Below are 25,152 nucleotides of genomic sequence, written 5' to 3'. Positions count from 1 at the left end.
AACTAACATGTGTATATGATTTGAACAACACTCCGCCTCTACAATATTTACACCTTTCCTTTCACATAATTCTCTTAATATCCTCCCAATATCTGCTTTTAACTTTTTATAAATCACCTGTCTGCGATATTTAGGTGCAAAAACAATATGATATTTGCATCTCCATTTGGAATGTGATAAACTTCTTATGTCATTCATTGACAAAACCTCCTGCTTCTATAATTTGGGTTGCCAGACCATTTTCATTATAACGCAGGAGGTTTCTTTCTTATACTAAAGTATTTTTACCTACCCCCAGTTGAACTGGGGGTTTTGTCATACCTGTTCGGCGTACAATAAAAACAGAGCATTTCTCAAAAGAAATACTCTGTTTTTTATTTTCTGCGGAAATTGCGGACTTTGGCGGAAATTTCCCGGAGTTCTTCTTTGGACAGGGTATCCAGATGTTCCAATTGATCCATGAACAGCACAAGACTTTCGTTATAGCGAATCTTATTGAACTCAATGAAATAATTCACCATGACCCCCGGCACCAATGCCACCACAAAAATGCCGTAAAGCGCCAAAAGTACCGTCAAAATTCTGCCGCCCCATGTCACTGCCACAAAATCTCCAAAGCCAATGGTAGTGGACGCCGCAAAACAGTACCAAAGACTGTCCGCCAATGTGGTGATGGACGGCTCTGCCAGCCAGACTGCCACTGCCACTAGAAACAACAGCAGTACATAACCAACGGCAAACCGTTCCGCATGGGTGATACGAACCACTTTCCAAAGCAAAGATATCCTGCGCATGTTATCTCCTTCCCCCTCTTTTTCCAAAAAAATACCCCGTATTTTTTTTGGGAGGGAAATACGGGGATATCAAAAATCGCTATGGGGTTATACTGCACATAACCCCATAGGGTGACGTAATCTTATTTGCCTCTGACGATTCTGGACAGCTGGATCAGGAAGGTAGGCGCAAATGCCAGACCTACAATCTGACCGATGTTTGTCAGTGTCAGAGCGTTGTCGATGTCAAACAATCCATGGAGTGCGGGCACAAACAGTACCAGCATCAGCAGCAGTGTGCCTACGAAGAAAGCACCTACGCTGTAAGGATTGGAAGGCAGACGGAAGATGGAACGGGAGCCGCGGCAGTTGAAGCCGTGGAACAGACGTGCCATACAAAGTGTTGCGAAAGCCATGGTACAAGCCATGCCGTTGTTGATCTGCATACCCAGATAGAAAGCTGCCATGGTTGCCACTGCAATGAGGGCACCCTGGATACCCAGTGTCTGCAAGAAGTCTTTTGTCAGAATGCCTTCTTTGGGGCTTCTGGGTTTCTGGTTCAGCAGGTCGCCAGTGGGTTTTTCCATGTTCACTGCCAGTGCGGGCAAGCTGTCTGTCAAAAGGTTGATGAACAGCAGCTGTACTGCTGTGAAAGGCAGAGGCAGACCAAAGAGGGATGTGATCATAACCACCAGAATACCAGCCAGGTTACCGGAAAGCAGGAACTTGATGGAGTTCTTGATGTTGGTGTATACGTTTCTGCCGTTGGCTACGGCTTTGACGATGGTTGCGAAGTTATCGTCTGTCAGAATCATGGACGCTGCGTCCTTGGATACTTCTGTACCAGTAATACCCATGGCAATACCGATGTCAGCCTGTTTCAGTGCGGGCGCGTCGTTGACGCCGTCACCTGTCATAGCTGCCACATGACCTCTGTCCTGCCATGCTCTTACGATACGGATTTTATGCTCGGGAGATACACGGGCATAAACGGAAATATGTTCTACTTCGTTGCGAAGTTCTTCATCTGTCATTTTTTCCAGCTCGCTGCCTTCCACAGCTCTGTCGCCATCCTGCAGGATGCCGATTTCTTTTGCGATGGCAGAAGCAGTGATCTTATGGTCACCGGTAATCATAACAGGACGGATACCGGCTCTGCGGCAGTCCGCAACAGCAGGCGCGGATTCCACACGAGGAGGGTCCATCATAGCAATCAAACCAGTGAAAATCAGGTCGGTTTCGTCCTCCAATGTCAGAGGGCGGTTTTCAGAAAGCACCTTTTTGGCAAATGCCAGCACACGCAGACCCTGAGAGGAGAAATCTCTGTTCTGGTCTACGATGGCGCTGCGGATTTCGTCTGTCAAAGGCAGGACTTCGCCGTTCTGTTCCACAGAAGTACATCTTGCCAGCAGCACGTCGGGCGCGCCTTTGATGAGCATTTCATAACGGTTATTTCTGAAATGCAGAGTAGACATGAGTTTTCTGTCGGAGTCAAAGGGAATTTCCTGCAAACGAGGGAATTCTTCTCTGACTTTATTTTCATCGCCGCCGATGGTACGGCAGAAGGACAGCAGAGCCGTTTCTGTAGGGTCGCCTACCGCTGTTTCACCGTTGATGGCGCCGTCATTACACAATACACTTTCTGCCACCAGACCGTTCACGGCTTTATCATTGCCTTTTGCTTCTTCGGGTTCCCAAACTTTGCCGTTGGCATAAGCTTTCTTTACAGTCATGCGGTTCTGTGTCAAAGTACCTGTTTTATCAGAACAGATAACGGATACACAGCCCAGACCTTCCACGGCACGGAGGTTTTTGATGATGGCGTTTTCTTTTGCCATTTTCTGGGTACCAATGGCAAGACCGATGGTCACGATAGAGCTGAGGGCTTCGGGAATGGCAGCAACTGCCAGAGCCACAGCAAACATCAAAGATTCCGCCAGACCCATGTTCCGCCATACACCCAGACCAAAGACGATGGCACAGATGACCATGATGATGATGGACAGTTTCTTGGAGAAATCGTCCAGACTGCGCTGGAGGGGTGTTGCCTTTTCCTGTGCGGATTCCATCAGGTCGGCAATCTTACCGATTTCTGTCTGCATCCCTGTACCTGTGACCAGTACCACCGCACGGCCGTAGGACACCAGAGAGCTGCTGTATACCATATTCAGTCTGTCGCCCAAAGGCAGTTCATCCTGATCAATGGGTGTGTCGATTTTGTTTACGTTTTCAGATTCCCCTGTCAGTGCACTTTCGCTGACCTGCAAGGAGAAGTTCTGCAATACACGACCGTCTGCTGCGGTCACGTCCCCTGCTTCCAAGAGCAGAATGTCGCCGGGCACCAGTTCTGCCGCAGGCACTTCCATTTTCTGACCGTCACGAATGACACGGGCATTGGGTGCTGCCATAGCCTTCAGGCTGTCCAGAGATTTCTGGGCTTTGAAGTGCTGCACCGTACCCAAAATGGCATTGAGGATGAGCACTGCTAGAATAACGATGGTGCCTTCCAGACCGCCTGTCAGAGCGGAAATGATGGCTGCGATAATCAGAATGATTACCAAAAGGTCAGCAAACTGTTCCGCAAATACCTGCAAAACGCCTTTGCGCTTGCCTTCCTGCAATTTGTTGTAGCCGTACTGTTCCAGCCGTTTCTTTGCTTCTTCCGCTGTCAGCCCGTTCATGGAGCTGTTCAGTTCCTGCAGGAGTTCTTCCTGCGATAATTTCCATTGTTTATCCATAGAAATTCCCCTTTCTCTGTGTCCCGTGCAAATAAAAAAGACTTTTATTGCACCGAATCCTCTCGTTATGCAATAAAAGTCTTGCTTTTCAAGAAAATGTTCTTTTAGTCGCGCCCGGGTAATAACACCGAGATGACGAACGCTGACGATGCGGCTTGCCGCACAAGCTACTCCCTTTTATTACAATGACTCTACCATACTTTTGCACAAAAGGCAAGAGAAAAATTCATACAAATTGCAATTTTCTTTTTGCCCCTGTTATTTTGCCCCAAAGCCCCTGATTTTTCCCTCTTTTTTCCCAAAAGCGCCCGTTCTGTTTTTTTGGCAGTCTGCATTTGCATTTTCCTGTCATTATGCAAATATAACGAAATTTTGTATGCAAATCCATGCAATTTTTTTCAAAAAAGGGGCTTGTTTTTTTCTTAACATGGGTCTATGATAAATGCGTCAACTACATACGGCAGTATCTTCAGGGCAGGGTGAAATTCCCGATCGGCGGTATAGTCCGCGAGCGCAGCGATGCGTAGGATTTGGCATAGGTTCAAGTCAGGATTTGGTGAGATTCCAAAACCGACAGTATAGTCTGGATGGAAGAAGATCATGACAGTACAAGGCAGATTTTTCTGTTTTTGTTCTGTTCTTTTGTGTATACCAAAAAGGGGTGTGTTTGTGGTACCCTTTGTTTTGGATATGCGTATTTTTTTCATGGATTTCAAAGCCCTGAGTGGACGGTTTCCCGTCTGTTCAGGGTTATTTTTTTGCAGAAAAGGAAGTGGCGAAAATGGAAAAACAGGATTTTATGCGGCACGCCATTGCCCTTGCCAAAAACGGCATCGGCGCCGTTGACCCCAACCCACTGGTGGGCGCGGTCATTGTCAAGGACGGCGAGATCATCGGGGAAGGCTGGCACGCACGCTTTGGCGGACTCCACGCGGAGCGCAACGCCCTGGCAAACTGCCGCACCTCACCCAAAGGCGCCACTATCTATGTGACACTGGAGCCCTGCTGTCACTACGGCAAGACACCGCCCTGCACAGAAGCCCTGCTGGAAGCAGGCATTGCCAAAGTGGTCATTGGTTCCCGTGACCCCAATCCCAAGGTGGCAGGCAAAGGAGCAGCCATCCTCCGGGAAGCAGGCGTGGAAGTGGAAGAAGATTTCCTGCGGGAGGAATGTGACGCCCTCAACGGTCCTTTCTTTCACTACATCACAACGAAACGGCCTTATGTGGCAATGAAATACGCCATGACTGCCGACGGAAAAATTGCCACAGTCACCGGTGCATCCCAGTGGATCACCAACGAGGAAAGCCGCTATCATGTCCATGCTCTGCGGCGGCGGTATCCAGCCATACTGGCAGGCATCGGCACCGTTCTTGCAGACGACCCCATGCTGAACTGCCGACTGGGTGATGAGGCACGGAATCCCATCCGCATCATCTGTGACAGCAAACTGCAAATTCCCCTGGAAAGCAAACTGGTGCAGACGGCAAAGGACATTCCCCTTATCGTGGCAACCTGTTCCAAGGACGAAGAAAAACAGGCAGCTCTAACAGCAAAAGGTGCAGAAGTGCTTGTCTTTGACGGGGAAAAAGTTCCCCTCCCTGCCCTTATGGACAGACTGGGGGAAAAACAAATCAGCGGCATCCTGCTGGAAGGCGGCGCCACACTGAACGCAGCTTTTCTGGCAGAAAACCTGATACAACGGGCGTATGTATACATTGGGGCAAAAGTATTTGGGGGCGCAGCAGCAAAATCACCCATTGCAGGAGGCGGCATATCCCTTCCATCGGAAGCGGCTGACCTGCATCTGGCAGAAGTACAGACCTTCGGAAACGATGTACTCTGCGTTTATGATTTCCCGAAACAGGAGGCGAAGTAAATGTTCACAGGCATCATTGAGGAACTGGGCACCATTCGGGGTGTTTCCCTCACCAAAGACGGCGGCGAGCTGCAAATTGCCGCCACCACCGTACTGGGCGGCACAAAGCTGGGGGACAGCATTGCCGTCAACGGTACCTGTCTGACGGTGACGAAACTGGAAAAAGACGGCTTTACAGCCTTTGTCATGGCGGAAAGCCTGCGCCGCACCAATCTGGGCAGCCTGAAACGGGGCAGCGTGGTACATCTGGAAAGAGCCATGGCGGCAGACGGGCGTTTTGGCGGGCATATGGTCACGGGGCACATTGACGGGCAAGGCACTTTCCTTTCCCAGAAGCCGGAAGGACAAGCTGTTGTCCTCACCATCGGCGCAGACCCGGAAATCCTTTCGGGCATTGTGGAAAAAGGCTCTATTGCCATTGACGGCACCAGCCTGACAGTCATGGATGTGGGCAAAGACAGCTTCCGTGTGGGCATCATCCCCCACACCGGCGGACACACCGCCCTTTTAGACCGTCCCAAAGGCTACGCCTGCAATCTGGAAACAGACGTCATCGGCAAATACATTCAGAAATTTTTAGCAAAGAACACAGAATCCACTCCCAAGAAATCCACATTGACCATGGATTTCCTCCGGGAAAACGGATTTTAAACATAGGAGGATTACGTTATGCGTGAATATAACACCATTGAAGAAGCATTGGAAGAACTGCGTCAGGGTCGTATGATTCTGGTCACTGACGACCCCGACAGAGAAAACGAAGGGGATTTGATTTGTGCGGCAGAATTTGCCACCACAGAAAACGTAAACTTTATGGCAACCCACGGCAAAGGGCTCATCTGCATGCCCATGAGCGAAGAACTGGGCAAAAAGCTCATGCTGCCCCAGATGGTTTCTGACAACACAGACAACCACTGCACCGCTTTCACCGTTTCCATTGACCATGTAGACACCACCACAGGCATTTCCGCCGAAGAACGCGGCTACACCGCAAGAAAATGCGTGGAAGACGACGCGAAACCCCAGGATTTCCGTCGTCCCGGTCACATGTTCCCGCTCATTGCACGCAGAGGCGGCGTGCTCACCAGAGAAGGACACACAGAAGCTACCGTTGACCTGCTGCGTCTGGCTGGGCTGAAACAGTGCGGTCTGTGCTGCGAAATCATGGCAGACGACGGCACCATGATGCGTACCCCTTCCCTGTGGGAACTGGCTGACAAATACAACCTGAAATTCATCACCATCCACGATTTGCAGAACTATTGCCGCCGCAACGAAAAACACGTCATTCGGGAAGCAGAAGCAAAAATGCCCACAAAATACGGCGAATTCCGTATTTTCGGTTATGTGAACGACCTGACTGGCGAACACCACGTTGCACTGGTAAAAGGCGACATCGGCGACGGCAAAAACCTGCTGTGCCGTGTACACTCTGAATGCCTGACTGGTGACGTATTCGGTTCCCGCCGCTGCGACTGCGGACAGCAGCTTGCGGCAGCCATGGCACAGATCGAAAAAGAAGGCAGAGGCATCCTGCTGTACATGCGTCAGGAAGGCAGAGGCATCGGCCTGATCAACAAGCTGAAAGCCTACGAACTGCAGGAAAGAGGCAGAGATACCGTAGAAGCCAACCTGGAACTGGGCTTTGCACCTGACCTGCGGGAATACTGGATCGGCGCACAGATTTTGCAGGACCTGGGCGCAAAAGAACTGCGGCTCCTCACAAACAACCCCACAAAGGTTTATGGTCTGGACGGCTTCGGCGTTTCCATTGTGGAACGTGTGCCTATCGAAATCGAACCCCAGGAAGATGATGAATTCTATTTGCAGACAAAACAGCAGAAAATGGGTCACATTTTCTCTCACATTTTATAAAAACAAAGTCAGGAGGATACAGCAATGAAAGTTTTAGAAGGATATTTAAACGGCAAGGGTATGAAAATCGGCATTGTTGCCGCAAGATTTAACGAATTTATCGTAAGCAAACTGGTCAGCGGCGCAGAAGACGCTCTGGTGCGTCACGGCGTAGACGGCGACGACATTTCTATTGCATGGGTTCCCGGTGCTTTTGAAATCCCCACCATCGCACAGAAAATGGCAAAAAGCGGCAAATACGACGCTATCCTGTGTCTGGGTGCAGTCATCCGCGGTGCAACCAGCCACTATGACTACGTTTGCAACGAAGTTTCCAAAGGCACAGCACACATCGCTCTGGAAACAGGCGTACCTGTGATGTTCGGCGTACTGACTACAGACACCATCGAACAGGCCATCGAACGTGCCGGCACAAAAGCAGGCAACAAAGGCTATGACGTGGCATGCTCCGCCATCGAAATGGTTGATCTGGCAAGAAAGATGTAATTCAAAGGTGTCGACAAAGTCGAACACCTTTCGTCAAAGGCTCATTTCATGGGGGCCTTTGACGATTAGACAGAAGTATAAAGCAGTTGGGTCAAGCACTTTGCTCCGCAAAGTCAGCTTTGCTGCCCCCGTTTTCTTCGGGGTGCAGAATATCCATCTGCTCAAAAGCATTGAAACTCCCGCTTTTCCCCTTGGGATTCCATTTGGGAAACCCCACACCGCAAGAGATGCGGACAGCCTTTTATGGCTGGCGTTTGCAAAGCAAACGTGTTGACCCTTTGTTTCCCAAACCCTTCCGCGTTCTGAAAAATGTATCATATCACTTGAATTTTTCTTTTCCACTCCCGCTTTTTTTGGTATACTAATGCCAGAGAAACGAAAGGAGCGAAAGCCATGATTCACGATACTTATACCTTTCAGGATTTAAGCGAGGTGTGCTATCACCTCAGCAAATACAAAAACGTCAAAGAGGAGTGGCGGGCAGATTTCTGCAACATCTACGGAGAGCTGGTTGCCAGCTTTGACAGCGACGAGGAAACCAGAGAACGTCTGAAAGACCCCGACGAAACATACGCCATGGTGACAGAACTCATGGACATTGCCATGATGATGGGGAAAACATGGTGATTCCCCTGTTCCAAACTCCATAAAAACGACATAAAAAAAGACATTTTCCTTAGGGGCATCTTCATAAGAAAACAAAGAAAGCCAAAATCCTTATCATGACAAAGGATTTTGGCTTTCTTATTTTATGAAGATTTTCGTTGTTATGTTTTCTTCTGAAGACAGCCGTCGCAGTTCCCCTTAAGAAATCAGAAACAAAAAAACCAATGTTTTCTTAAGGGGAAGTTGCTTTTGGAAAATGTCTTTTTCTTTTGGCTTTCTTCTTATTATATAGAAGAAAAAAGGCAGAGAATTTGACTTCTCTGCCCAAAAATATCTTATTTGTAGTTTTTGCTGGAGTCTTTCAGCAGTACGTCGTGAGCGCCGCCTTCTACCAAGCTGGTTGTGGAAATCACAGTGATCTTTGCTTTTTCCTGCAGTTCGGGGATGGACAGAACGCCGCAGTTGCACATGGTGGATTTTACTTTCTTCAGAGACAGGTTTACGTTGTCATGCAGGCTGCCTGCGTAAGGAACGTAGGAGTCAACACCTTCTTCAAAGGACAGTTTTGCATCGCCGCCCATGTCGTAACGCTGCCAGTTTCTTGCTCTGGAGGAACCTTCGCCCCAGTATTCTTTCATGTAGCTGCCGTTGATGTTTACTTTATTTGTAGGGCTTTCGTCGAAACGAGCGAAGTATCTGCCCAGCATGATAAAGTCTGCACCCATAGCCAGTGCCAGTGTCATGTGGTAGTCGTAAACGATACCGCCGTCGGAGCAGATGGGGATATAGATACCTGTTGCTTTATAGTATTCATCTCTTGCCTGTGCCACTTCGATAACTGCGGAAGCCTGACCACGACCGATACCTTTCTGTTCTCTTGTGATACAGATGGAGCCGCCGCCGATACCAACTTTAACGAAGTCCGCGCCGCATTCAGCCAGGAAACGGAAGCCTTCTGCGTCTACAACGTTACCAGCGCCGATTTTAACGGTATCGCCGTATGTTTCTCTTACCCAGTCCAGAGTCATTTTCTGCCATTCGGAATAACCTTCGGAGGAGTCGATGCACAGGATGTCAACGCCTGCTTCTACCAGTGCGGGCACACGTTCTTTGTAGTCACGAGTGTTGATACCAGCGCCTACCACATAACGTTTCTGTGCGTCCAGCAGTTCGTTTTTGTTTTCTTTATGGCTGTCGTAGTCTTTACGGAATACCAGATACTGCAGTCTGCCTTCATCGTCTACGATGGGCAGTTGGTTGATCTTGTTGTCCCAGATGATGTCGTTTGCTTCTTTCAGTGTTGTGCCAGCAGGGGCATAAATCAGCTGATCCAGAGGAGTCATGAAGTCTTTTACTTTCACGTCTTTGTCCAGACGGCTCACACGGTAGTCTCTGCTTGTTACCATACCTACCAGTTTGCCCTGAGCGGTACCATCTGTGGTAACAGCTACTGTGGAGTGACCTGTTCTTTCTTTCAGGTTCAGGATATCCTGCAGTGTGCTTTCGGGGCTGATGTTGGAATCACTGATCACGAAACCAGCTTTGTAAGCCTTTGCTCTTGCCACCATGGCTGCCTGGCTTTCGATGGACTGAGAGCCGAAAATGAAGGAAATGCCGCCTTCTTTTGCCAGAGCCACTGCCATTTTGTCGTCAGATACTGCCTGCATAACAGCGGAAACCAGTGGAATGTTCATGGTCAAAGCGGGTTCTTCCCCTTTTTTGAATTTTACCACGGGTGTTTTCAGGCTCACGCTATCTACCATACATTCTTTGGAAGAATACCCGGGTACCAGCAGGTATTCGCTGAAAGTTCTGGAAGGTTCTGTAAAGTAAGTTGCCATTTTCTTCTCTCCTTTTCAAATACTGGGTGATGGTTGACTATCATAAAAGCCCGGAGGCTTTTGGGTTTCTTGGATAAAAAAAGAGGAAAAGCGCGTTTTTCTGTTCTTTTCCTACCTTACAATTTTACCAAAATTTCTTTTTTCCGTTTCTGATTTCTCTTTTGTGTATACAACATGCCGTTGTCCTTGTATTGCATACGATTTTAGCACTAAAAAGCCCCCTGTTCAAGGGGGCAGAGACATTTTTTTTGATTTTGTGAAAATTCGTCATTTTTTGCCTGCAAAAAGGCGACTTTCTTAGGTTCTTCTTTGCAGATAGCCCAATGCCAAACGGGCTACGGCGCCAATGACAAAGCCGGTCACCACGCCGGTCACCAGCAAGAACGGCAGATAATACGCCATTTTGATATTTTCCACCACAGCCGCCGCCACGATGATCTGCCCCACGTTATGGAACACACCGCCCATGACGCTGACGCCAGTGATGCTGACCTTCCCTGTTTTCTTCAAAAGAGCCATGACAGCCAGAGAAAGGAGAGCGCCTGCCAGAGAGTACAGCAGTCCCGCAAAGCCCTGGAACAGCAATCCTGACATGAGGACACGCACCAGGGAAATAAAAAAGGCTGACTTGGTATCCATATGATACAGGACAATGACGATGATGACGTTTGCCAGACCCAGCTTCATGCCGGGCACCAGCAAAGGCAGAGGAATGAGCATTTCCACATAGCCCATGAGGATGGCCAACGCCGCAAAAAGTCCGTATTGTGCTACTTTACTGCTTCTCATATCATCCCACCACCGCATCTACTGTATTTTCCGTACCTGCTTCAATGGTGACCACCATTTTATGAGGCAGGCAGACAATGGTTTCTCCTGTTTTGTGAATCCGCTTCTGGTCGGCACAAAGACCGTCCCGGCAGTCCGCTTCGATGACATCCGCCCAGCCATCTTTGATTTCTACTATATTATATCCTTCCGGTGTATCCACCTGATAGGTGGTATCTTCGTCCAAAGGCAGTTCCTGCACCACCTGTCCGTCCACGGTGATGACCGCTTTGCCGCCGTCCTCAGCACTGCCCAAAAACACCAGATAGATAATCCCCGCTAAAACCAGTACCCCTGCAATCAAAATCAAATCCAGGCGTTTCATCTCTCCACCACTTTCTATTTCTTTTTTTCATATATAGGAAAAAAAGGAAGCACGTGCTTCCTTTTTCCAGTAGTAGTAGGATTTATTATTGTAGTACATAAAAAAATGCCCAGAACCGGAATCGAACCAGTGACACGAGGATTTTCAGTCCTCTGCTCTACCAACTGAGCTATCTGGGCACATCGCATCTTTGATGCTTGTACATTGTAACGCAGATTTGCAGTTCTGTCAACACCAAATTTCAAAAAAAAATACAAAATTTCATTTTTTTCTTTCTGGGAAGAACAAAAAGGGGGAAAACAAAGCAAATTCCCCTTCAGAAAAGGAAAATAGCCGGAATCTTCTGTTCACAATGATTCCGGCTATCTTTCTTTTCTTATGAAAAAACGCTTAGGGTTTCTCTGTTTTGCAAATCAACTTTTTTGTTTCGCCTTTTCATCCCAATAATCGCAGATAATGCCCACAACATCAGAGGTAAAGGGTGTACCATCTTTTTTCTTGAAATGCCGTGTGGCACGGAAAGCATATTTTGCCCCCACGAACAGCACAGGCAAGTTACAGTACACGATGATGATATTGCCAAGGTCTGAGATATACCACAAGTTCCCTAGTTCCAGCCCTGCCATAACGGACAGCACCCCAAAGGGAATGAACACCAGCGCCCCCAGAATCCGCACAAAATAAATGAAGGGACGTTTACGGCTAATACGGTTTGCGGCAATCTCCGCGAAAATGATGAAGCCCACAATACAAGTATAGGCGAACAATCCATAGCACACGCTGATGAGCAGTGTCACCAGACTATCGGCGCCGCTGCCCGGTGTCAAAGAGGTGATGGACGCCAGATACAAAGGCAGCTGCTGGGTTTTCAGACCTTCCCAAGCCGCCGGGTCTGCGCTCCACAGGTGCGCCATAACCACAATGAAGCCGGACAATGTGCAGACCACCATGGTATCCAGAAAAACGCCCAATGCCTGCACTACGCCCTGTTCACAGGGATGTTCCGCGTCAGAAGCAGCGGCGGACATGGTGATAGTCCCCTGACCTGCTTCATTGGACATAAGTCCACGTTTTACCCCCTGTGCAAGGGCTGTGCCGAAGAAACCGCCGAATACGGCTTCCGGTGTGAATGCACCGCCGAATACCGCACCAAAGAAATACGGGATGGTGCCAATATTCAAAAGAGCAATGAGCAGTACCGTACCGCAGTAAATCATTGCCATGACAGGTACCATTTTGTCTGTCACCGCTGTGATTTTATGGATACCGCCAAAGGCAAAAAATGTGGTGCCGCCAATGAGCAGGATACCTGTGATACAGTAAAGCATCGATGTCCGTGAGAATGTTTCCCCTGTGACGATTTCCGCCACAGAGCCTACAGAGGAAAACACGTTGAAGGCCTGTGCAGGCAGACAAAACATGGCGTACAAAATGAAGATACAGGAAAGCAAAACGCCTACCCACGCCCGGTTGCCCATGATTTTCTTACCGTAGAACGGCAGACCGCCTACCAGTTCATCGCCTTTTCTTTCTTTGAAAATCTGTGCCAGTGTGGCTTCCATAAATGCCGTTGCCATGCCGAAAAAGGCGCTGACCCACATCCAGAACAAGGCACCGGGACCGCCAACGGCAATGGCGCCTGTCACACCCATGATATTCCCCGGTCCCACACGCATGGCAGAACTGAGGAAGAAAGCCGCCAGAGGTGTGATACCTACGGCCGCTGTTTTTCGGTCAATGAGAATCCGCAGACCCTTACGGAAATGGGTCACCTGGATAAATCCTGTCTTGATGCTGAAAAAGATACCAGAGCCAATGAGGATGACAATGGCAAAGGACAAATTCCCCAAAATGGGAATGGATGCATACCAGTCAAAATTGGTTGGAAACCCCCACAGAAAATCCGCAATGGGTACCACAAAGTCAAAAACCTGATTGACGGCATCGAATACTTCTTTCATGTGAAACTCTCCCCTTTTTCCCCCGTATTACCGTCTTATCGTTTTTCCTGCATAACGGAAATGATGGTGCTGTCCATAGGCGCCATGCCTTCCATGCTGATACGACCCAGGTTTTTGGCTGTCTGTTCCGCTGTGGAACCGATGACACCGAAGTTATGAGGGATTGCTGTGCCATTCATAGCAAGCATTGCGGAGAGGAATGCCGCATGTACCCCTGCATAAGCTTTCAGGGCACATCCGGTGCTGCCGCCGTCACAGATCATGCCTGTCAGGTTTGCTGCCATATGGTCCATGGCCGCTGCCACTTCTGCCGCACCGCCGCCCATAAGCAGGACGATACCAGCTGCCGCACCACTGCCGCCGCCCAGTACGCAGCCACAAAGAGCAGAAAGTCTGCCGGTGTAATGTTTGCTGTAAATGGTAATCAAACCGCTGAGAGCTACGGCTCTGCGGATGGTGTCTTCGTCTGCGCCGATGCTTCTGCCGTAAGAAACCACAGGCATGGAGCACAGGATACCGTGAGAACCACTGCCCACAATGCTCATAGCAGGAAAAGGCAGACCAGCCAGACGGGCATCCATAGCCGCTGTGGTCAGGTGCTGTGCGCGGGAAATCATATCATCCCCCAAAACGCCTTTTGCACGGAACGCATCCAGTGTAGCACCGATAGAAAGCCCTGCGCCTTTTGCACCTTCTGCGGAAAGAGCGCAGTTCATGTCAATCATATCCTGCACAAAGGCAATTTCTTCCGCAGGAACTGTTTTTACATAATCCACGAAATCCGCTACAGTTACGGTATCGAAAGGAAAAGGCTTTTCTGCTTCCGCTGCCTTTGTTTCCCCTTCAAAAATCACTTCGCCGTCTTTCCAAACCTTTGTGATGTTGCTGTGTTTGGCTTCGATGAGGGCTTTGCCTGTGCCTTTGTCTGTTTCCACTTCTGCCAGAATGTAGATTTCTTCTTTGGATTTGTCTACAGCAGTGGTCACGTCAATGCCCATGGCTTTCACGCGGTCTGCGTCGGCTTCTGTGACAGGTTTCAGACATTCCAGTCCCAGTGTCCAGTCACCGCAGACAGCCCCCAGCAGGGCAGCCATTTCGCAGCCCAGTTCCTTTGTGCCGGGGATGGCGCAGGAAAAGGCGTTTTTATACATGCCGCCGTTCATTTCCACATGGATTTTCCTGATATTCCCTTCAGCCGCCGCTGCCGCTCTTGCAGATGCCAGTGCAATGGCACCTACTTCTGTGACACCCAAAGCGGGGCTGATTTCCTTTTTCAATAACGCTGTCAATTCTCTCATAGCATATTCCTCCCTTGTATTTCTCTTTAAACAGGGTAACATGATTTTCTGCAAAATGCCAGAGAGAACCCCTTTTCCTTTTGCAAAAGCTATGGATTTCTTGTCTTACCGCTTTTCCTTATTTTTCGGCGATTCTGCCATGATGTCTGATAATATATCGTGCATTTTGCCCCACTCCATTGTTTTTTTCTATACACCCTACTATAATAGACCTCACCGCATCTGGTATTTTTGCCAAATATGTGCACTTATTTTTATACAATATGATTGTTTCACAAGTAGGAGGGTATCATTTATGGAACAAAAAAGAGAAAGGTTCTCCTCCCGACTGGGCTTCATCCTCATTTCCGCAGGCTGCGCAATCGGGCTGGGGAACGTGTGGAAATTTCCCTACATCACCGGACAGTATGGCGGCGCAGCCTTTGTGCTGATTTACATCGCCTTTCTGATTTTGATGGGGATTCCCATTCTGGTGGCGGAACTTTCTGTTGGCCGTGGCAGCCAGCGCAGTATCGCCCGCGCCATGGACGTATTGGAGCCGAAAGGCACCAAATGGCATTGGTATAAATATCTCGGCATGGCCGGCAACTACATCCTGATGATGTTCTACACCACAGTAGCCGGCTGGATGCTTTACTATTTCTTCAAAACAGCTGCCGGCGGTTTTGACGGGCTGGATGCAGAAGGCATCGGCGCAGCCTTTAACACCATGCTGGGCAGACCCGGTCTGATGACTGGATTTATGGTAGTGGTTGTTCTCATTTGCTTTGCCATCTGCGCACAGGGCTTACAGGCTGGCGTAGAAAAGATCACCAAAGTCATGATGCTGATGCTTCTGCTTCTGATGATCGTGCTGGCAGTGCGTTCCGCATTGCTGGAAGGCGGCGAAGCTGGTCTGGAATTCTACCTGAAACCCAACTTTGGCGCACTGAAAGAATACGGTCTGTTGGAAGTGCTTTTCGCGGCACTGGGTCAGGCATTCTTCACACTGAGTATCGGTATCGGTGCCATTGCCATCTTCGGCAGTTACATCGACAAATCCCGTTCTCTCACAGGGGAAGCCATCCTCATCACCATTCTGGACACCTTCGTAGCGTTCATGGCTGGTATGATCATCTTCCCTGCATGCTTCGCTTACGGCGTAAACCCCGGTCAGGGTCCTTCCCTGATCTTCGTGACACTGCCTAACGTGTTCAACAACATGCCCGGCGGCAGACTCTGGGGCTCTTTATTCTTCCTGTTCATGTGCTTTGCGTCTTTCTCCACCGTCATTGCCGTGTTCCAGAACATCATTTCCTTTGCCACAGACCTGACCAACGCCAGCAGAAAGAAAGTTATCATCATCAATGTCATTGCCATCATTCTGCTGTCCATGCCTTGTGTACTGGGCTATAACCTGTGGAGCGGCTTCCAGCCCTTCGGTCCTGATACCGCAGTGCTGGATCTGGAAGACTTCATCGTCAGCCAGAACATCCTGCCTCTGGGCAGCCTGATCTTCGTCCTGTTCTGCAGCTGGAAAATGGGCTGGGGCTGGGACAACTTCCTGGCAGAGGCCAATGCGGGCAAAGGGCTGAAATTCCCCAACTGCCTGCGCATCTACATCAAATGGGTACTGCCCCTGATCGTACTGTTCATCTTCGTCATGGGGTACTATTCCAAATTCTTCGCGGCATAAAGCGAAAAGCGTATTATAAAAAGGTATGGAAAAAAGCAAATTCCTCTTCAGAAAACATTGTTTTTTCTTGATTTCTTAAGGGGAATTACGACGGCTGTTTTCATAAGAAAACATATCAAAAAATCTTAATAAAAAATAAGAAAGCCAAAATCCTTTGTAATCATAAGGGTTTTGGCTTTCTTTGTTTTCTTATGAAGATGCCCCTAAGTTCCATACCTTTTTGTTTTGCTATATCAAACAGACTTTTTTCCCTTTTTTCCGGGCATATTCCACGGCAGTATAGGCGCCGCCTTCTGCTCGGATGACATACGCAATGACAAAATCCGTCTGCTGGACCATCCAGCGGTTGCGGCAGACAATGGCAGCTTTGAAAGGCACCTTTGCCAGCGTATCCGGCACAAAAGCCTCATCAAATCCCCCTTCCCTCACCCTGGGACTGCGGAGGGCAGAGGCGTAGGCTGCCACCAGCACCAAACGGATATGAGGATAGACCCTCCGCAATTGCCGTACGGTTTGAGCTGCCAGAAAATCAAAATTGCCGTGTCCCCCTACCAGAAAGGTGGTGACACCTTCCAGCAGCACCATCTCCTCGGCAGCAGTGTACAAATCATCGGCAAGGGTATCGGGGGCATCCCGATGACCGAAGAAACAGCAGATTTTTCCCTGCATGATTATCACCTCTTTCACATTCATAATGAAGTCATTTTCAATTCACTTTTAATTCAAACAAAAGTCATTTTAAACATATTATCACAAAATAGATATAAAATAAATCCATATTAGCTGCAAATTAGAATGAAATTATATTTATATAGAGGTGATATCCATGGGAATCAAAAATCTGTCTATCCGCATTGACGAAACCATGCTGCACAAACTCCATTTCGTTGCCGACTACGAAGGTCGTTCTGCCAACAGTCAGGTCAACATCCTCATTCGGGACTGCATCCAGAAATTCGAGAAGGAGCATGGAGAAATCCCCATCAAATAAACGCATATCAGAAAACAAAAAGGCTGAAATCTCTATCATCACAGAGGATTCCAGCTTTTTTCGTTTCACAGCCGGAATCCTGACAACACAGAGGGTCCCGGCTGTTCTGTTTTTATGGGGATTTTACAAAGATTTGCTTCTCCCCTTGACATTCCAGCCTTTCCGCTATATCATTAACACTGTTAATTAACTTTGTTAAGTGCATGGAGGTGCAGAAATGGAGATGGATTGGATGGATATGGTATATTACCAGAAGCAAGTGCAAAAGCTGACACGTCTGCTTCTGCCCGCAAAACAAACCAATCTCACCGTCAGCGAATGTGAGCTGCTGGCATGGCTGTATCAGGAGCCAGAACAGAACACCCCCGTTCTGCTGAGCCAGCGCAGCGGCATGAAAAAAGAAGCTGTCAGCCGCTGTTTGAAAAGCCTTTTGGAAAAAAACTGCATCCGCAAAGAAAAACAGCCTCATGACGAAAGAAGCTACAAAATCTATCTGACAGACACCGGCGTGGAAGAATTGCAAAAAGGCTACAAAATCATATTGCAGCCCTTTTACGACCTGTGGAGAAGCACAGGAGAAGATTTTGAGGCATTTTTACAGTATACAGACAAGATTGTTTCCCATATCAAAAAGGAAGAACAGGAGTGATGCCCATGACTTTTTATAATGCGTTACAAATGGACCCGGCGATATTGAAAGCGAAAATCGCCCAGTGTGATACAGCAGCAGAAAAACGGTTTTACTGGATTGCCATGGCACTGCGTTCCCTGCTCATTGTAGGCTTTGCGGTGGTGTTCATCAGCGGTCTTGCCAGATTATTCGGTCAGGACAACACCCCTTTGGCAGTGGCGCTGTTCTGCATCCTGCTGGGGATTCGCTTTGTAAATTTTGAATATTGTATGGGGGATTCTCTGGTAACATTGGCGGCAGCTCTGGCGATTTTGCTGTTCACCCCCACCGCTGTGGCAGTGGCACCGCCTTATCTTGCCATTCCCCTGCATTTTGTGAGCTTTTTCCTGCTGCTCTATATGACCACACAAAAGCCTGAACTGGGCAACGGCGGTCTTTACAGCTTTGCCTATGTATATCTGACAGGCAATCCTGTTTTCGGCGAAGCGCTGGCAAGAAGAACCATGATGGCAGTGGTAGGTTATCTCCTCTGCGCCATCATCCTGTACCGGAAACATCGCCATGCCCACGGGGAAGTTCGTTTCCACCATGTACTTCAGCGGTTCGACCTGCGCAACATCGTTCATCTGTGGCAGTTCCGCATGGCTTTGGGCGTCAGTCTGGTGCTCACCGCGGGACGTTTCTTCGGCATAGAACGGTTCATGTGGATGGGCTTTGCCTGTGCCTCCCTGCTGTGTGAATATCCTTATTCTGACAGCTTCACCACGAGGTTCTGGCAGCGTATCGTTGGGGTTTTCGCAGGCTCCGGCGCGTATCTGATCATTTACCTCATCACGCCTGATTTCCTCCATTTCCTGCTGGGACCTTTGGGAGGTCTGTGCCTTGGCTTCTGCCGGGATTATCGTTATAAAACTGCTTTCAACTGCTTTGGCGCACTGATGCTGGCAACGGGCATCTATGGTCTTGGCAATGCCGTTGTGCTCCGTATCACCGACACCATTCTGGGCGTGCTTTTCGCATTGGTATTCACATTTCTGTTCCAGAAACTGGTTTCTCAGAGAATCAGGGGCAATGCCTGCAAAGAATCTTAAATACAAAAACCACCCTTTAGGGGCATCTTCATAAGAAAACAAAGAAAGCCGAAATCCTTATCATGATAAAGGATTTCGGCTTTTTTATGATATTGAGATTTTATTCGATATGTTTTCTTATGAAGACAGCCGTTGCAATTTCCCTTAAGAAATTAAGGAAACGAAAATCAATGTTTTCTTAAGGGGAAGTTGCTTTAGGGGTGGTTTTATTTTTTTATTTTTTTATTTTTTCATTTCTTCTTTTACCATATCCGCATACTGCCGAAAGCCTTTTTCCTCTTTTTCAGGAAAAACAAAACCAAGTGCTTCCGCTGTTTGTTCCGCCGTCTGCCGAAAAAGGATGCACGCCTTTTCGATAGCTGTCCAGAAATGAGAAAAATCACCATCGGGCAGTGTTTCCAGATAAAGGTCGTACTGTTCTTTGGGCAGATAATTTTTCAGATATTTTCCCAGCTTGCCGCAGGATACCCTAAAATCTGTCTGCGTTCCCACCTGCCACTGGAGCATCTGTTCCAGCATAGGCCACACCAGTCCATGATACGTTGTCATGGCAAAGGGCATCTCCTGCCGCGCCAGACCTTTCACCACATCGCACAGATTCCAGTAAAAGGCGTTGCAGCAGCCCAAAAATCCTTTTTCAGTGGGCTTTTGCACCCAAAATTCCTCATCTGTCGGGGGAAATTGGGGCAGACAGCCGATTTTATCCAAAAGGGGCACAAACAGGCGGTTGCGGTTCTTCCCCTGCTCCATGGTTTCCAGCGTTTCCACGCCAATGTCAATGCGGTTGCCATCGGCAAAAAGCAACAGCCAAGAATAGCTTTTGTCGTAATCCCCACGAATGCCGAACCGTTCTCCATAGCCAAAATCGTCGTCCTGCTCCTGTTTCAATATGACTTCGCCGAACCCATCCAGCCATGCAGTATCTTCCCGAAAAGGCGCCACTTCCTGCACCACATACATGATGTCAAAATCCTGATAGACATCTTTTGGCACATTTTCATTGGCACGGGAGCCTTTCAGATATGCCGCCAGCACCCGACTATCCTGTCTTGCCGTTTCCAGAATCAAATCCATCATTTCCTGCTCTGTCCGCAATGTTTCCACCTCCGAAAATAAGAAAAAGCCGAAACCCGCAGGCTTCGGCACCGTCCCTAAGAGGATTTGAACCTCCGACCTACCGCTTAGGAGGCGGTCGCTCTATCCAACTGAGCTATAGGGACACATTACTTTTCTATTTTATCACGTTCCCCCGTTTCGTCAAGAGTGCTTTTCCCTTGTATTTTCTACTATTCCAATGGGGATTTCCTTTGACAGCCTTCCTCCGCAGGCAGTATAATATATGATTGAAACAGGATTTTGTATAGAAAACGAGGAAAAACTATGATTCCCATTACCATAACATATACCCCCTACGCCGAAGGGGTGAAAATCATCGGCGTCACAGGACGGGCGGCGGAAATCCGCATTCCCGACCACATCGACGGCTTGCCTGTCATTGCCATTGCCCCCTATGCCTTTGCAGTGCAGACGGAGGCAGAGGTAAATGAAACAGAAACGCCTGCCCAGCTTTCTTTTGTGGAAGGAGAGGACATGCCCAGAAAAGCCCCTCTGAAAGAAGTGACAGGGGAAGCCTTGAAGCGGCTGTATCTGCCGGACACCATCCGGGAAATGGGGGCTTATGCCTTTGGGGGCTGTTCCGCTTTGGAGGTCATTCACCTGCCGGAAAATCTGGCGGTACTGCCTGACCATGTTTTTGCGGGGTGCATTTCTCTGAAACAGATTGCCCTGCCGCCCCAGCTTTCCGTCATTGAGGGCTATGCCTTTTACGACTGCCGCAGTCTGGAAAAGCTGCGGATTCCCGAAACAGTGCAGAAAATCGGGGCTTATGCCTGCTACAACTGCCGGAAAATGGAGGAAATCAACATCCCCAGAGAAACCACCGACCTTGGCACAGGGCTGTTTCTGAACTGCGACAAGCTCACATCCATTTCCTTTGGCAGATGCCGCCACATTGCGGACTTGGTGGCAGTGCTGAACCACGAACTCCATCTGACCATGGATTTTGACGACGGAAACCGGGCAAAACTGCTGATCCCCGATTTCCAGTATGAATATATCGAGGATACCCCTGCCCGTCAATTCCATCAGGTGAACTACGGCACAGGCCATCTGTTCCGTCAGTGTATCGGCAATTCGGACATTGATTTCCGCCGGTTCGACGAGCTGTTTTACCTGACCAAGCGAGAGGACGGGGCACTGATGGTACTGCTTCTGACCATGTACCGTCTGGAATACCCCTACCGCCTGCAGGAAAACCGCAGACAGGACTATCTGCAATATCTGAAAGAGCATTTTTCCACTGCCTTTGGGTACTATACCCAGCAAGGCAGTCTGGACAAAATCCGCCTTTTTGCCCAGTGGGGACTGATTACGGCGGAAAATATCGATTCCCTGCTGGAAATGGCAGGAGAAGCCAAAAAAACAGAAATCACGGGCTTTTTGCTGGAATACCAGCACGCCCATTTTGCGAAAAAGAAAAAATCATTCGATTTGTAAAGGGGGAAAACCATGAACGAAACCCATCAGCAGCTCATACAAATCGGCAGCCGCATATTAAGCGCCTCCCGCAATGAGCTTTATTTATCCATGCGGTTTCTGGACGTTGCCCTCAGCTCTCTGCGTTATGAAATGAACCTGTCCTCCCTCTATGTGGGGACGGATGGGGAGAAAATACTGTTCAACCCCCGTTACCTCATCCAGCGGTATTTGTCCGACCGGGTGCTGGTGAATCGGGCGTATCTGCACATGCTGCTCCACTGCCTGTTCCGCCACCCCTTCCATCAGGGCGACCGGGACGAGGAATACTGGAATCTGGCGTGCGACATTGCCGTAGAATCCATGGTGGATGCCCTGCCCTTCAAATCGGTGCGTCTGGTGGTATCCGACCGGCGGAATGAATGGTATGACAAACTGCGGCGAGAGCTGAAAGTCCTTTCCGCCGAAGGCATTTACGAAGTGCTGCAAAAGGAAAAACTGTCCATACAGGACTTCGGCAAACTGCAATTGGAATTCTGGGTGGACGACCATGTTTTCTGGGAAAAGAAAAAGGACGACGACCAGAATCAGGACGAAAACCAAGACGACAACAACAACCAGAATCAAAACGACCAGAACGACGAGCAGGAACAGCAGCGCAGACAGGAGTTAGAGGAAAAATGGCGTGACATCAGCGAAAAGATGCAGACCAATCTGGAAACCTTCTCCAAGGAAGCCGGGGAAGAAGTCGGCGACCTGCTGCAATACCTGAAAGTGGAAAACCGGGAGCGGTATGACTACCGCCGTTTTCTGGAAAAATTTGTGACCCTCAAAGAGGACATGCAGGTGGACGACGACAGCTATGATTATATTTTCTATACTTACGGCTTGCAGCTCTACGGCAATCTGCCCCTCATCGAGGCTTTGGAATACAAGGAAGTGAAAAAGGTAGAGGAAATCGTCATTGCCATTGACACCTCCGAATCCTGCGAGGGAGAAGTGGTGCGCAAATTCTTAGAAGAAACCTACGCCATCCTGCGGCAGAACGAGAGCTTTTTCCATACCTTCCACATCCACATCATACAGTGTGATACGGTCATCCAGCAGGATAAAGTCATCACCTCCGCCGAGGAGATGGCAGCATACATGGAGGAATTTGACCTGCGGGGCAGCGGCGGCACGGACTTCCGTCCCGTATTCACCTATGTATCGAAACTCATTGAAGAAAAAGTCTTTCGCAATCTGAAAGGGCTCATTTACTTTACCGACGGCTGGGGGCAGTTTCCCAAACGCCGCCCGCCCTACGAAACGGCATTCGTCTTTTTTGACGAGGGCATGTACAACGAACGTGAAGTGCCCCCTTGGGCAATGAAAGTCATTTTGGGCAAAGAAGATTTGGAAATTTCGTATAACAAGGAGTAATGCTATGAATATCAAACAGGCAAAGGAAGAAATCAAGCATGCCATTGCCGCTTATCTGGCAAAGGACGCTTACGGAGAATATAAAATCCCTGTGGTGCGGCAGCGTCCCCTGCTGCTCATGGGAGCGCCGGGTATCGGCAAAACTGCCATCATGGAACAGGTGGCAAGGGAATGCGGCGTAGGGCTGGTGGCATACAGCATCACCCACCACACCCGTCAGAGCGCCATGGGGCTGCCCTTCATCAGCCACAAAAACTATGGCGGCAAGGAATACGCCGTCACAGAATACACCATGAGTGAAATCATTGGTGCCGTTTACGACAAAATGGAAGAAACAGGGCTGAAAGAAGGCATCCTGTTCATCGACGAAATCAACTGCGTATCCGAAACACTGGCGCCTGCCATGCTGCAATTTTTGCAGGCGAAAACATTTGGCTCTCACAAGGTACCCGAAGGCTGGATCATCGTAGCGGCAGGCAATCCCCCCGAATACAACAAGAGCGTACGGGAATTTGACGTGGTAACCTTAGACCGTGTGAAGAAAATCGACGTAGAGCCTGATTTTGCCGCATGGAAGGAATACGCATGGAAACAGGGGCTTCACGGAGCTGTGCTGTCCTATCTGGAAATCAAGAAAAACCATTTCTACGCCATGGAAACCACGGTAGACGGCAAACGTTTTGCCACCGCCAGAGGTTGGGAAGACCTGTCCAACATGTTGCAGGTCTATGAGGAACTGGGCATTGCCGCTGATGAAACCCTCATCGTTCAGTACTTACAGCACAAGAAAATCGCCAAAGATTTTGCCAACTATTTAGACCTTTACGAAAAATACCGCACAGATTACCGTGTGGGAGACATTCTGGCTGGGAACTACACCAAAGGTGCCGTGGAAAAATTGCAGGAAGCGCCTTTCGACGAACGCCTCAGCGTCATGGGTCTGCTGCTGAGCCGCCTGACAGAAGACTTTACAGCGGCTTATGACAAAGACTTGCAGACCGTACAGCTTCACGGGGTGCTGAAAGAAATCAAGGAACGTTTCGCAAGCCCTTACTGCGCCGAAACCCCTTGGGAAACCCTCACAGAATCCTACATGGAAGAAATCCAGAGCAAGTACCACAGAGAAAAGAAAGCCGGACTGCTGGACAAACACAGCGCACAGGCATACCTTGCCACCATCCAGACCATGGAAGGCTATGTGCAGGCAGCCAAAGGAGCAGGTCTGCGGGAAAAAGACGACGTATTCGGCTTGATGAAAGAGAAATTTGCCGATGTGGTGGAAGATAGAGAAAACGCTATCTCCTACGCTTCCGAAGCACTGGACAACACTTTTGCCTTCTTAGAAGAAGCCTTCGGCGCTGGACAGGAAATGGTCATTTTCATCACAGAGCTGACTGCCAACTACTACAGCGTGAAATTCATCAGCGAAAACGGTTGCGAAAAATACTACAGCTACAACAAAGAGCTGCTCTTTGAAGAAAAGCAGAAATCCATTCTGGAGGACATCGAAAAAGCCAAAACCATGGTGGATCTGCTGTTTTAAGCATCAAAAAAACCAGACAAAAAGCAACTTCCCCTTAAGAAAACATTGATTTTCTTTCCACTTGATTTCTTAAGGGGAATTGCAACGGCTATCTTCAGAAGAAAACATATCAAATAAAATCTCAATATAATAAGAAAGCCGAAATCCTTTGTCATAATAAGGATTTCGGCTTTCTTTGTTTTCTTATGAAGATGCCCCTAATGTCTGGTTTTTTTATTTTCCATATTTTATTCTCTTGTGAACTCTGCCGCAATGGGATTGCCGTCTACTTCAATGATCAGACGGAATTCACCAGTGCCGATACTGCCGCAGAGGTTTTTCCAATTGATAGGCAGTTCTACCGTTTCTCCGGCAGGTACTGCAACGGTTTCTTCACCCCACTGGGCATTGGCAGTGCCTACAAATTCTTTCCAATGACCGTCCGCGTCTTTCTTTTCCATGTGATACGCGTCACGATAGCTGATTTCCGCATCTGTGCCATTGGTCAGCAGGAATGTACCGCTGGTGGCTTTCAGGGTATCTTCTTTCAGTTCCAGTGTCACGCCTTCCATTTCGTTGACTGTGGCAAACTGAGTTTCCGGATCGCCGCTGCATCCGGCAAATGCCACCATACACAACAATGCCAATAAAACCGCAATTCCTTTTTTCATTTCG

At 48.8% G+C, this 25,152-nt stretch carries 23 protein-coding genes, 2 tRNA genes and 1 riboswitch; of the genes, 12 read left to right on the top strand and 13 right to left on the bottom strand.

What is annotated here, in order from left to right:
* The 3 genes from tnpA to BUB35_RS05900 form a co-directional block, all read right to left on the bottom strand.
* The coding region (tnpA, locus tag BUB35_RS05910) for an IS200/IS605 family transposase (RefSeq protein WP_072847942.1) at nt 1-198 on the bottom strand (198 nt) is incomplete at its 3' end.
* Nucleotides 199-374: 176 nt separating this feature from the next.
* Nucleotides 375-794 carry a potassium channel family protein gene (locus BUB35_RS05905; RefSeq protein WP_072850036.1) on the bottom strand — a complete coding sequence of 140 codons (420 nt, stop codon included), beginning with the start codon at nt 792-794 and terminating at the stop codon, nt 375-377.
* 122 nt (nt 795-916) lie between these two features.
* Nucleotides 917-3,511 carry a cation-translocating P-type ATPase gene (locus BUB35_RS05900; RefSeq protein WP_072850024.1) on the bottom strand — a complete coding sequence of 865 codons (2,595 nt, stop codon included), beginning with the start codon at nt 3,509-3,511 and terminating at the stop codon, nt 917-919.
* A 461-nt stretch (nt 3,512-3,972) separates the two neighbouring features.
* Nucleotides 3,973-4,114: riboswitch (FMN riboswitch) on the top strand.
* 178 nt (nt 4,115-4,292) lie between these two features.
* Between BUB35_RS05900 and ribD the strand changes: the two genes are divergently transcribed.
* The 5 genes from ribD to BUB35_RS05870 all read left to right on the top strand — a co-directional run bounded on the left by ribD (nt 4,293) and on the right by BUB35_RS05870 (nt 8,378).
* Nucleotides 4,293-5,390, top strand: coding sequence for a bifunctional diaminohydroxyphosphoribosylaminopyrimidine deaminase/5-amino-6-(5-phosphoribosylamino)uracil reductase RibD (gene ribD / locus BUB35_RS05895; RefSeq protein ID WP_072850022.1), 1,098 nt, complete (start codon nt 4,293-4,295; stop codon nt 5,388-5,390).
* The gene (locus BUB35_RS05890; RefSeq protein ID WP_072850020.1) at nt 5,391-6,041 is read left to right on the top strand and encodes a riboflavin synthase; all 651 of its coding nucleotides are present in this window, start codon (nt 5,391-5,393) and stop codon (nt 6,039-6,041) included.
* 18 nt (nt 6,042-6,059) lie between these two features.
* On the top strand, nt 6,060-7,265 hold the full coding sequence (locus BUB35_RS05885) for a bifunctional 3,4-dihydroxy-2-butanone-4-phosphate synthase/GTP cyclohydrolase II (protein WP_072850018.1): 1,206 nt from the start codon (nt 6,060-6,062) through the stop codon (nt 7,263-7,265).
* A gap of 24 nt (nt 7,266-7,289) precedes the next feature.
* Nucleotides 7,290-7,751 carry a 6,7-dimethyl-8-ribityllumazine synthase gene (ribH, locus tag BUB35_RS05880; protein ID WP_072850016.1) on the top strand — a complete coding sequence of 154 codons (462 nt, stop codon included), beginning with the start codon at nt 7,290-7,292 and terminating at the stop codon, nt 7,749-7,751.
* Nucleotides 7,752-8,144: 393 nt separating this feature from the next.
* A complete protein-coding gene (locus tag BUB35_RS05870) occupies nt 8,145-8,378 on the top strand; it encodes a hypothetical protein (protein WP_072850012.1) in 234 nt (77 codons plus the stop codon).
* 314 nt (nt 8,379-8,692) lie between these two features.
* Here the strand turns inward: BUB35_RS05870 and BUB35_RS05865 are convergent, their stop codons facing one another.
* From BUB35_RS05865 to BUB35_RS05840, 6 genes are all read right to left on the bottom strand, one after another.
* Nucleotides 8,693-10,198: an IMP dehydrogenase gene (locus tag BUB35_RS05865; protein ID WP_072850010.1), complete on the bottom strand. Its 1,506-nt coding sequence runs from the start codon at nt 10,196-10,198 to the stop codon at nt 8,693-8,695.
* A gap of 297 nt (nt 10,199-10,495) precedes the next feature.
* Nucleotides 10,496-10,987 carry a Gx transporter family protein gene (locus tag BUB35_RS05860; protein WP_072850009.1) on the bottom strand — a complete coding sequence of 164 codons (492 nt, stop codon included), beginning with the start codon at nt 10,985-10,987 and terminating at the stop codon, nt 10,496-10,498.
* A 1-nt stretch (nt 10,988) separates the two neighbouring features.
* Nucleotides 10,989-11,351, bottom strand: a complete 363-nt coding sequence (locus BUB35_RS05855; RefSeq protein WP_072850007.1) for a NusG domain II-containing protein — start codon at nt 11,349-11,351, stop codon at nt 10,989-10,991.
* A 106-nt stretch (nt 11,352-11,457) separates the two neighbouring features.
* Nucleotides 11,458-11,530 (bottom strand) — tRNA-Phe (locus BUB35_RS05850).
* A gap of 234 nt (nt 11,531-11,764) precedes the next feature.
* Nucleotides 11,765-13,312 carry an alanine/glycine:cation symporter family protein gene (locus BUB35_RS05845; protein ID WP_072850005.1) on the bottom strand — a complete coding sequence of 516 codons (1,548 nt, stop codon included), beginning with the start codon at nt 13,310-13,312 and terminating at the stop codon, nt 11,765-11,767.
* A gap of 35 nt (nt 13,313-13,347) precedes the next feature.
* The gene (locus tag BUB35_RS05840) at nt 13,348-14,610 is read right to left on the bottom strand and encodes an L-cysteine desulfidase family protein (RefSeq protein ID WP_072850003.1); all 1,263 of its coding nucleotides are present in this window, start codon (nt 14,608-14,610) and stop codon (nt 13,348-13,350) included.
* Between the two features lie 295 nt (nt 14,611-14,905).
* Between BUB35_RS05840 and BUB35_RS05835 the strand changes: the two genes are divergently transcribed.
* Nucleotides 14,906-16,285 carry a sodium-dependent transporter gene (locus BUB35_RS05835; RefSeq protein WP_072850001.1) on the top strand — a complete coding sequence of 460 codons (1,380 nt, stop codon included), beginning with the start codon at nt 14,906-14,908 and terminating at the stop codon, nt 16,283-16,285.
* Between the two features lie 228 nt (nt 16,286-16,513).
* Here BUB35_RS05835 and BUB35_RS05830 read toward each other — a convergent pair whose 3' ends face one another.
* Nucleotides 16,514-16,954: an LOG family protein gene (locus tag BUB35_RS05830; protein ID WP_072849999.1), complete on the bottom strand. Its 441-nt coding sequence runs from the start codon at nt 16,952-16,954 to the stop codon at nt 16,514-16,516.
* 157 nt (nt 16,955-17,111) lie between these two features.
* On the opposite strand from BUB35_RS05830, the gene BUB35_RS18470 reads away from it, so the two are divergent.
* From BUB35_RS18470 to BUB35_RS05815, 3 genes are all read left to right on the top strand, one after another.
* Entirely contained in the window at nt 17,112-17,276 is a 165-nt protein-coding gene (locus tag BUB35_RS18470) for an Arc family DNA-binding protein (RefSeq protein WP_022364493.1), read from the top strand.
* A 217-nt stretch (nt 17,277-17,493) separates the two neighbouring features.
* A complete protein-coding gene (locus tag BUB35_RS05820; protein ID WP_242949213.1) occupies nt 17,494-17,925 on the top strand; it encodes a MarR family winged helix-turn-helix transcriptional regulator in 432 nt (143 codons plus the stop codon).
* Nucleotides 17,926-17,930: 5 nt separating this feature from the next.
* Nucleotides 17,931-18,998, top strand: a complete 1,068-nt coding sequence (locus tag BUB35_RS05815; RefSeq protein ID WP_072850032.1) for an FUSC family protein — start codon at nt 17,931-17,933, stop codon at nt 18,996-18,998.
* 222 nt (nt 18,999-19,220) lie between these two features.
* Here the strand turns inward: BUB35_RS05815 and BUB35_RS05810 are convergent, their stop codons facing one another.
* Both BUB35_RS05810 and BUB35_RS05805 read right to left on the bottom strand, forming a co-directional pair.
* Complete coding sequence (locus BUB35_RS05810) at nt 19,221-20,093, bottom strand: aminoglycoside 6-adenylyltransferase (protein ID WP_072850030.1); 873 nt, start codon at nt 20,091-20,093, stop codon at nt 19,221-19,223.
* 51 nt (nt 20,094-20,144) lie between these two features.
* Nucleotides 20,145-20,218 (bottom strand) — tRNA-Arg (locus BUB35_RS05805).
* 160 nt (nt 20,219-20,378) lie between these two features.
* On the opposite strand from BUB35_RS05805, the gene BUB35_RS05800 reads away from it, so the two are divergent.
* The 3 genes from BUB35_RS05800 to BUB35_RS05790 are packed head-to-tail and all read left to right on the top strand — an operon-like array spanning nt 20,379 to nt 24,498.
* On the top strand, nt 20,379-21,554 hold the full coding sequence (locus BUB35_RS05800; protein WP_072849996.1) for a leucine-rich repeat domain-containing protein: 1,176 nt from the start codon (nt 20,379-20,381) through the stop codon (nt 21,552-21,554).
* 12 nt (nt 21,555-21,566) lie between these two features.
* Entirely contained in the window at nt 21,567-22,955 is a 1,389-nt protein-coding gene (locus BUB35_RS05795; RefSeq protein ID WP_072849994.1) for a vWA domain-containing protein, read from the top strand.
* 4 nt (nt 22,956-22,959) lie between these two features.
* A complete protein-coding gene (locus BUB35_RS05790; protein ID WP_072849992.1) occupies nt 22,960-24,498 on the top strand; it encodes an AAA family ATPase in 1,539 nt (512 codons plus the stop codon).
* A gap of 227 nt (nt 24,499-24,725) precedes the next feature.
* On the opposite strand, the gene BUB35_RS05785 is transcribed toward BUB35_RS05790, so the two are convergent.
* Nucleotides 24,726-25,148, bottom strand: a complete 423-nt coding sequence (locus tag BUB35_RS05785) for an immunoglobulin-like domain-containing protein (RefSeq protein ID WP_072849990.1) — start codon at nt 25,146-25,148, stop codon at nt 24,726-24,728.
* Nucleotides 25,149-25,152 lie beyond the last annotated feature (4 nt).

The organism is Anaerotignum lactatifermentans DSM 14214 (assembly GCF_900142265.1).
GTDB classification, from domain to species: Bacteria; Bacillota; Clostridia; order Lachnospirales; family Anaerotignaceae; genus Anaerotignum; species Anaerotignum lactatifermentans.
This window is presented reverse-complemented; position numbering and strand designations above follow the sequence as displayed.

What these genes read in the sequence shown, in the direction of transcription:
- BUB35_RS05905 (WP_072850036.1), bottom strand. Translation starts at nt 794, where the DNA reads ATGCGCAGGATATCTTTGCTTTGGAAAGTGGTTCGTATCACCCATGCG.
- BUB35_RS05900 (WP_072850024.1), bottom strand. Translation starts at nt 3,511, where the DNA reads ATGGATAAACAATGGAAATTATCGCAGGAAGAACTCCTGCAGGAACTG.
- ribD (WP_072850022.1), top strand. Translation starts at nt 4,293, where the DNA reads ATGGAAAAACAGGATTTTATGCGGCACGCCATTGCCCTTGCCAAAAAC.
- BUB35_RS05890 (WP_072850020.1), top strand. Translation starts at nt 5,391, where the DNA reads ATGTTCACAGGCATCATTGAGGAACTGGGCACCATTCGGGGTGTTTCC.
- BUB35_RS05885 (WP_072850018.1), top strand. Translation starts at nt 6,060, where the DNA reads ATGCGTGAATATAACACCATTGAAGAAGCATTGGAAGAACTGCGTCAG.
- ribH (WP_072850016.1), top strand. Translation starts at nt 7,290, where the DNA reads ATGAAAGTTTTAGAAGGATATTTAAACGGCAAGGGTATGAAAATCGGC.
- BUB35_RS05870 (WP_072850012.1), top strand. Translation starts at nt 8,145, where the DNA reads ATGATTCACGATACTTATACCTTTCAGGATTTAAGCGAGGTGTGCTAT.
- BUB35_RS05865 (WP_072850010.1), bottom strand. Translation starts at nt 10,198, where the DNA reads ATGGCAACTTACTTTACAGAACCTTCCAGAACTTTCAGCGAATACCTG.
- BUB35_RS05860 (WP_072850009.1), bottom strand. Translation starts at nt 10,987, where the DNA reads ATGAGAAGCAGTAAAGTAGCACAATACGGACTTTTTGCGGCGTTGGCC.
- BUB35_RS05855 (WP_072850007.1), bottom strand. Translation starts at nt 11,351, where the DNA reads ATGAAACGCCTGGATTTGATTTTGATTGCAGGGGTACTGGTTTTAGCG.
- BUB35_RS05845 (WP_072850005.1), bottom strand. Translation starts at nt 13,312, where the DNA reads ATGAAAGAAGTATTCGATGCCGTCAATCAGGTTTTTGACTTTGTGGTA.
- BUB35_RS05840 (WP_072850003.1), bottom strand. Translation starts at nt 14,610, where the DNA reads ATGAGAGAATTGACAGCGTTATTGAAAAAGGAAATCAGCCCCGCTTTG.
- BUB35_RS05835 (WP_072850001.1), top strand. Translation starts at nt 14,906, where the DNA reads ATGGAACAAAAAAGAGAAAGGTTCTCCTCCCGACTGGGCTTCATCCTC.
- BUB35_RS05830 (WP_072849999.1), bottom strand. Translation starts at nt 16,954, where the DNA reads ATGCAGGGAAAAATCTGCTGTTTCTTCGGTCATCGGGATGCCCCCGAT.
- BUB35_RS18470 (WP_022364493.1), top strand. Translation starts at nt 17,112, where the DNA reads ATGGGAATCAAAAATCTGTCTATCCGCATTGACGAAACCATGCTGCAC.
- BUB35_RS05820 (WP_242949213.1), top strand. Translation starts at nt 17,494, where the DNA reads ATGGAGATGGATTGGATGGATATGGTATATTACCAGAAGCAAGTGCAA.
- BUB35_RS05815 (WP_072850032.1), top strand. Translation starts at nt 17,931, where the DNA reads ATGACTTTTTATAATGCGTTACAAATGGACCCGGCGATATTGAAAGCG.
- BUB35_RS05800 (WP_072849996.1), top strand. Translation starts at nt 20,379, where the DNA reads ATGATTCCCATTACCATAACATATACCCCCTACGCCGAAGGGGTGAAA.
- BUB35_RS05795 (WP_072849994.1), top strand. Translation starts at nt 21,567, where the DNA reads ATGAACGAAACCCATCAGCAGCTCATACAAATCGGCAGCCGCATATTA.
- BUB35_RS05790 (WP_072849992.1), top strand. Translation starts at nt 22,960, where the DNA reads ATGAATATCAAACAGGCAAAGGAAGAAATCAAGCATGCCATTGCCGCT.
- BUB35_RS05785 (WP_072849990.1), bottom strand. Translation starts at nt 25,148, where the DNA reads ATGAAAAAAGGAATTGCGGTTTTATTGGCATTGTTGTGTATGGTGGCA.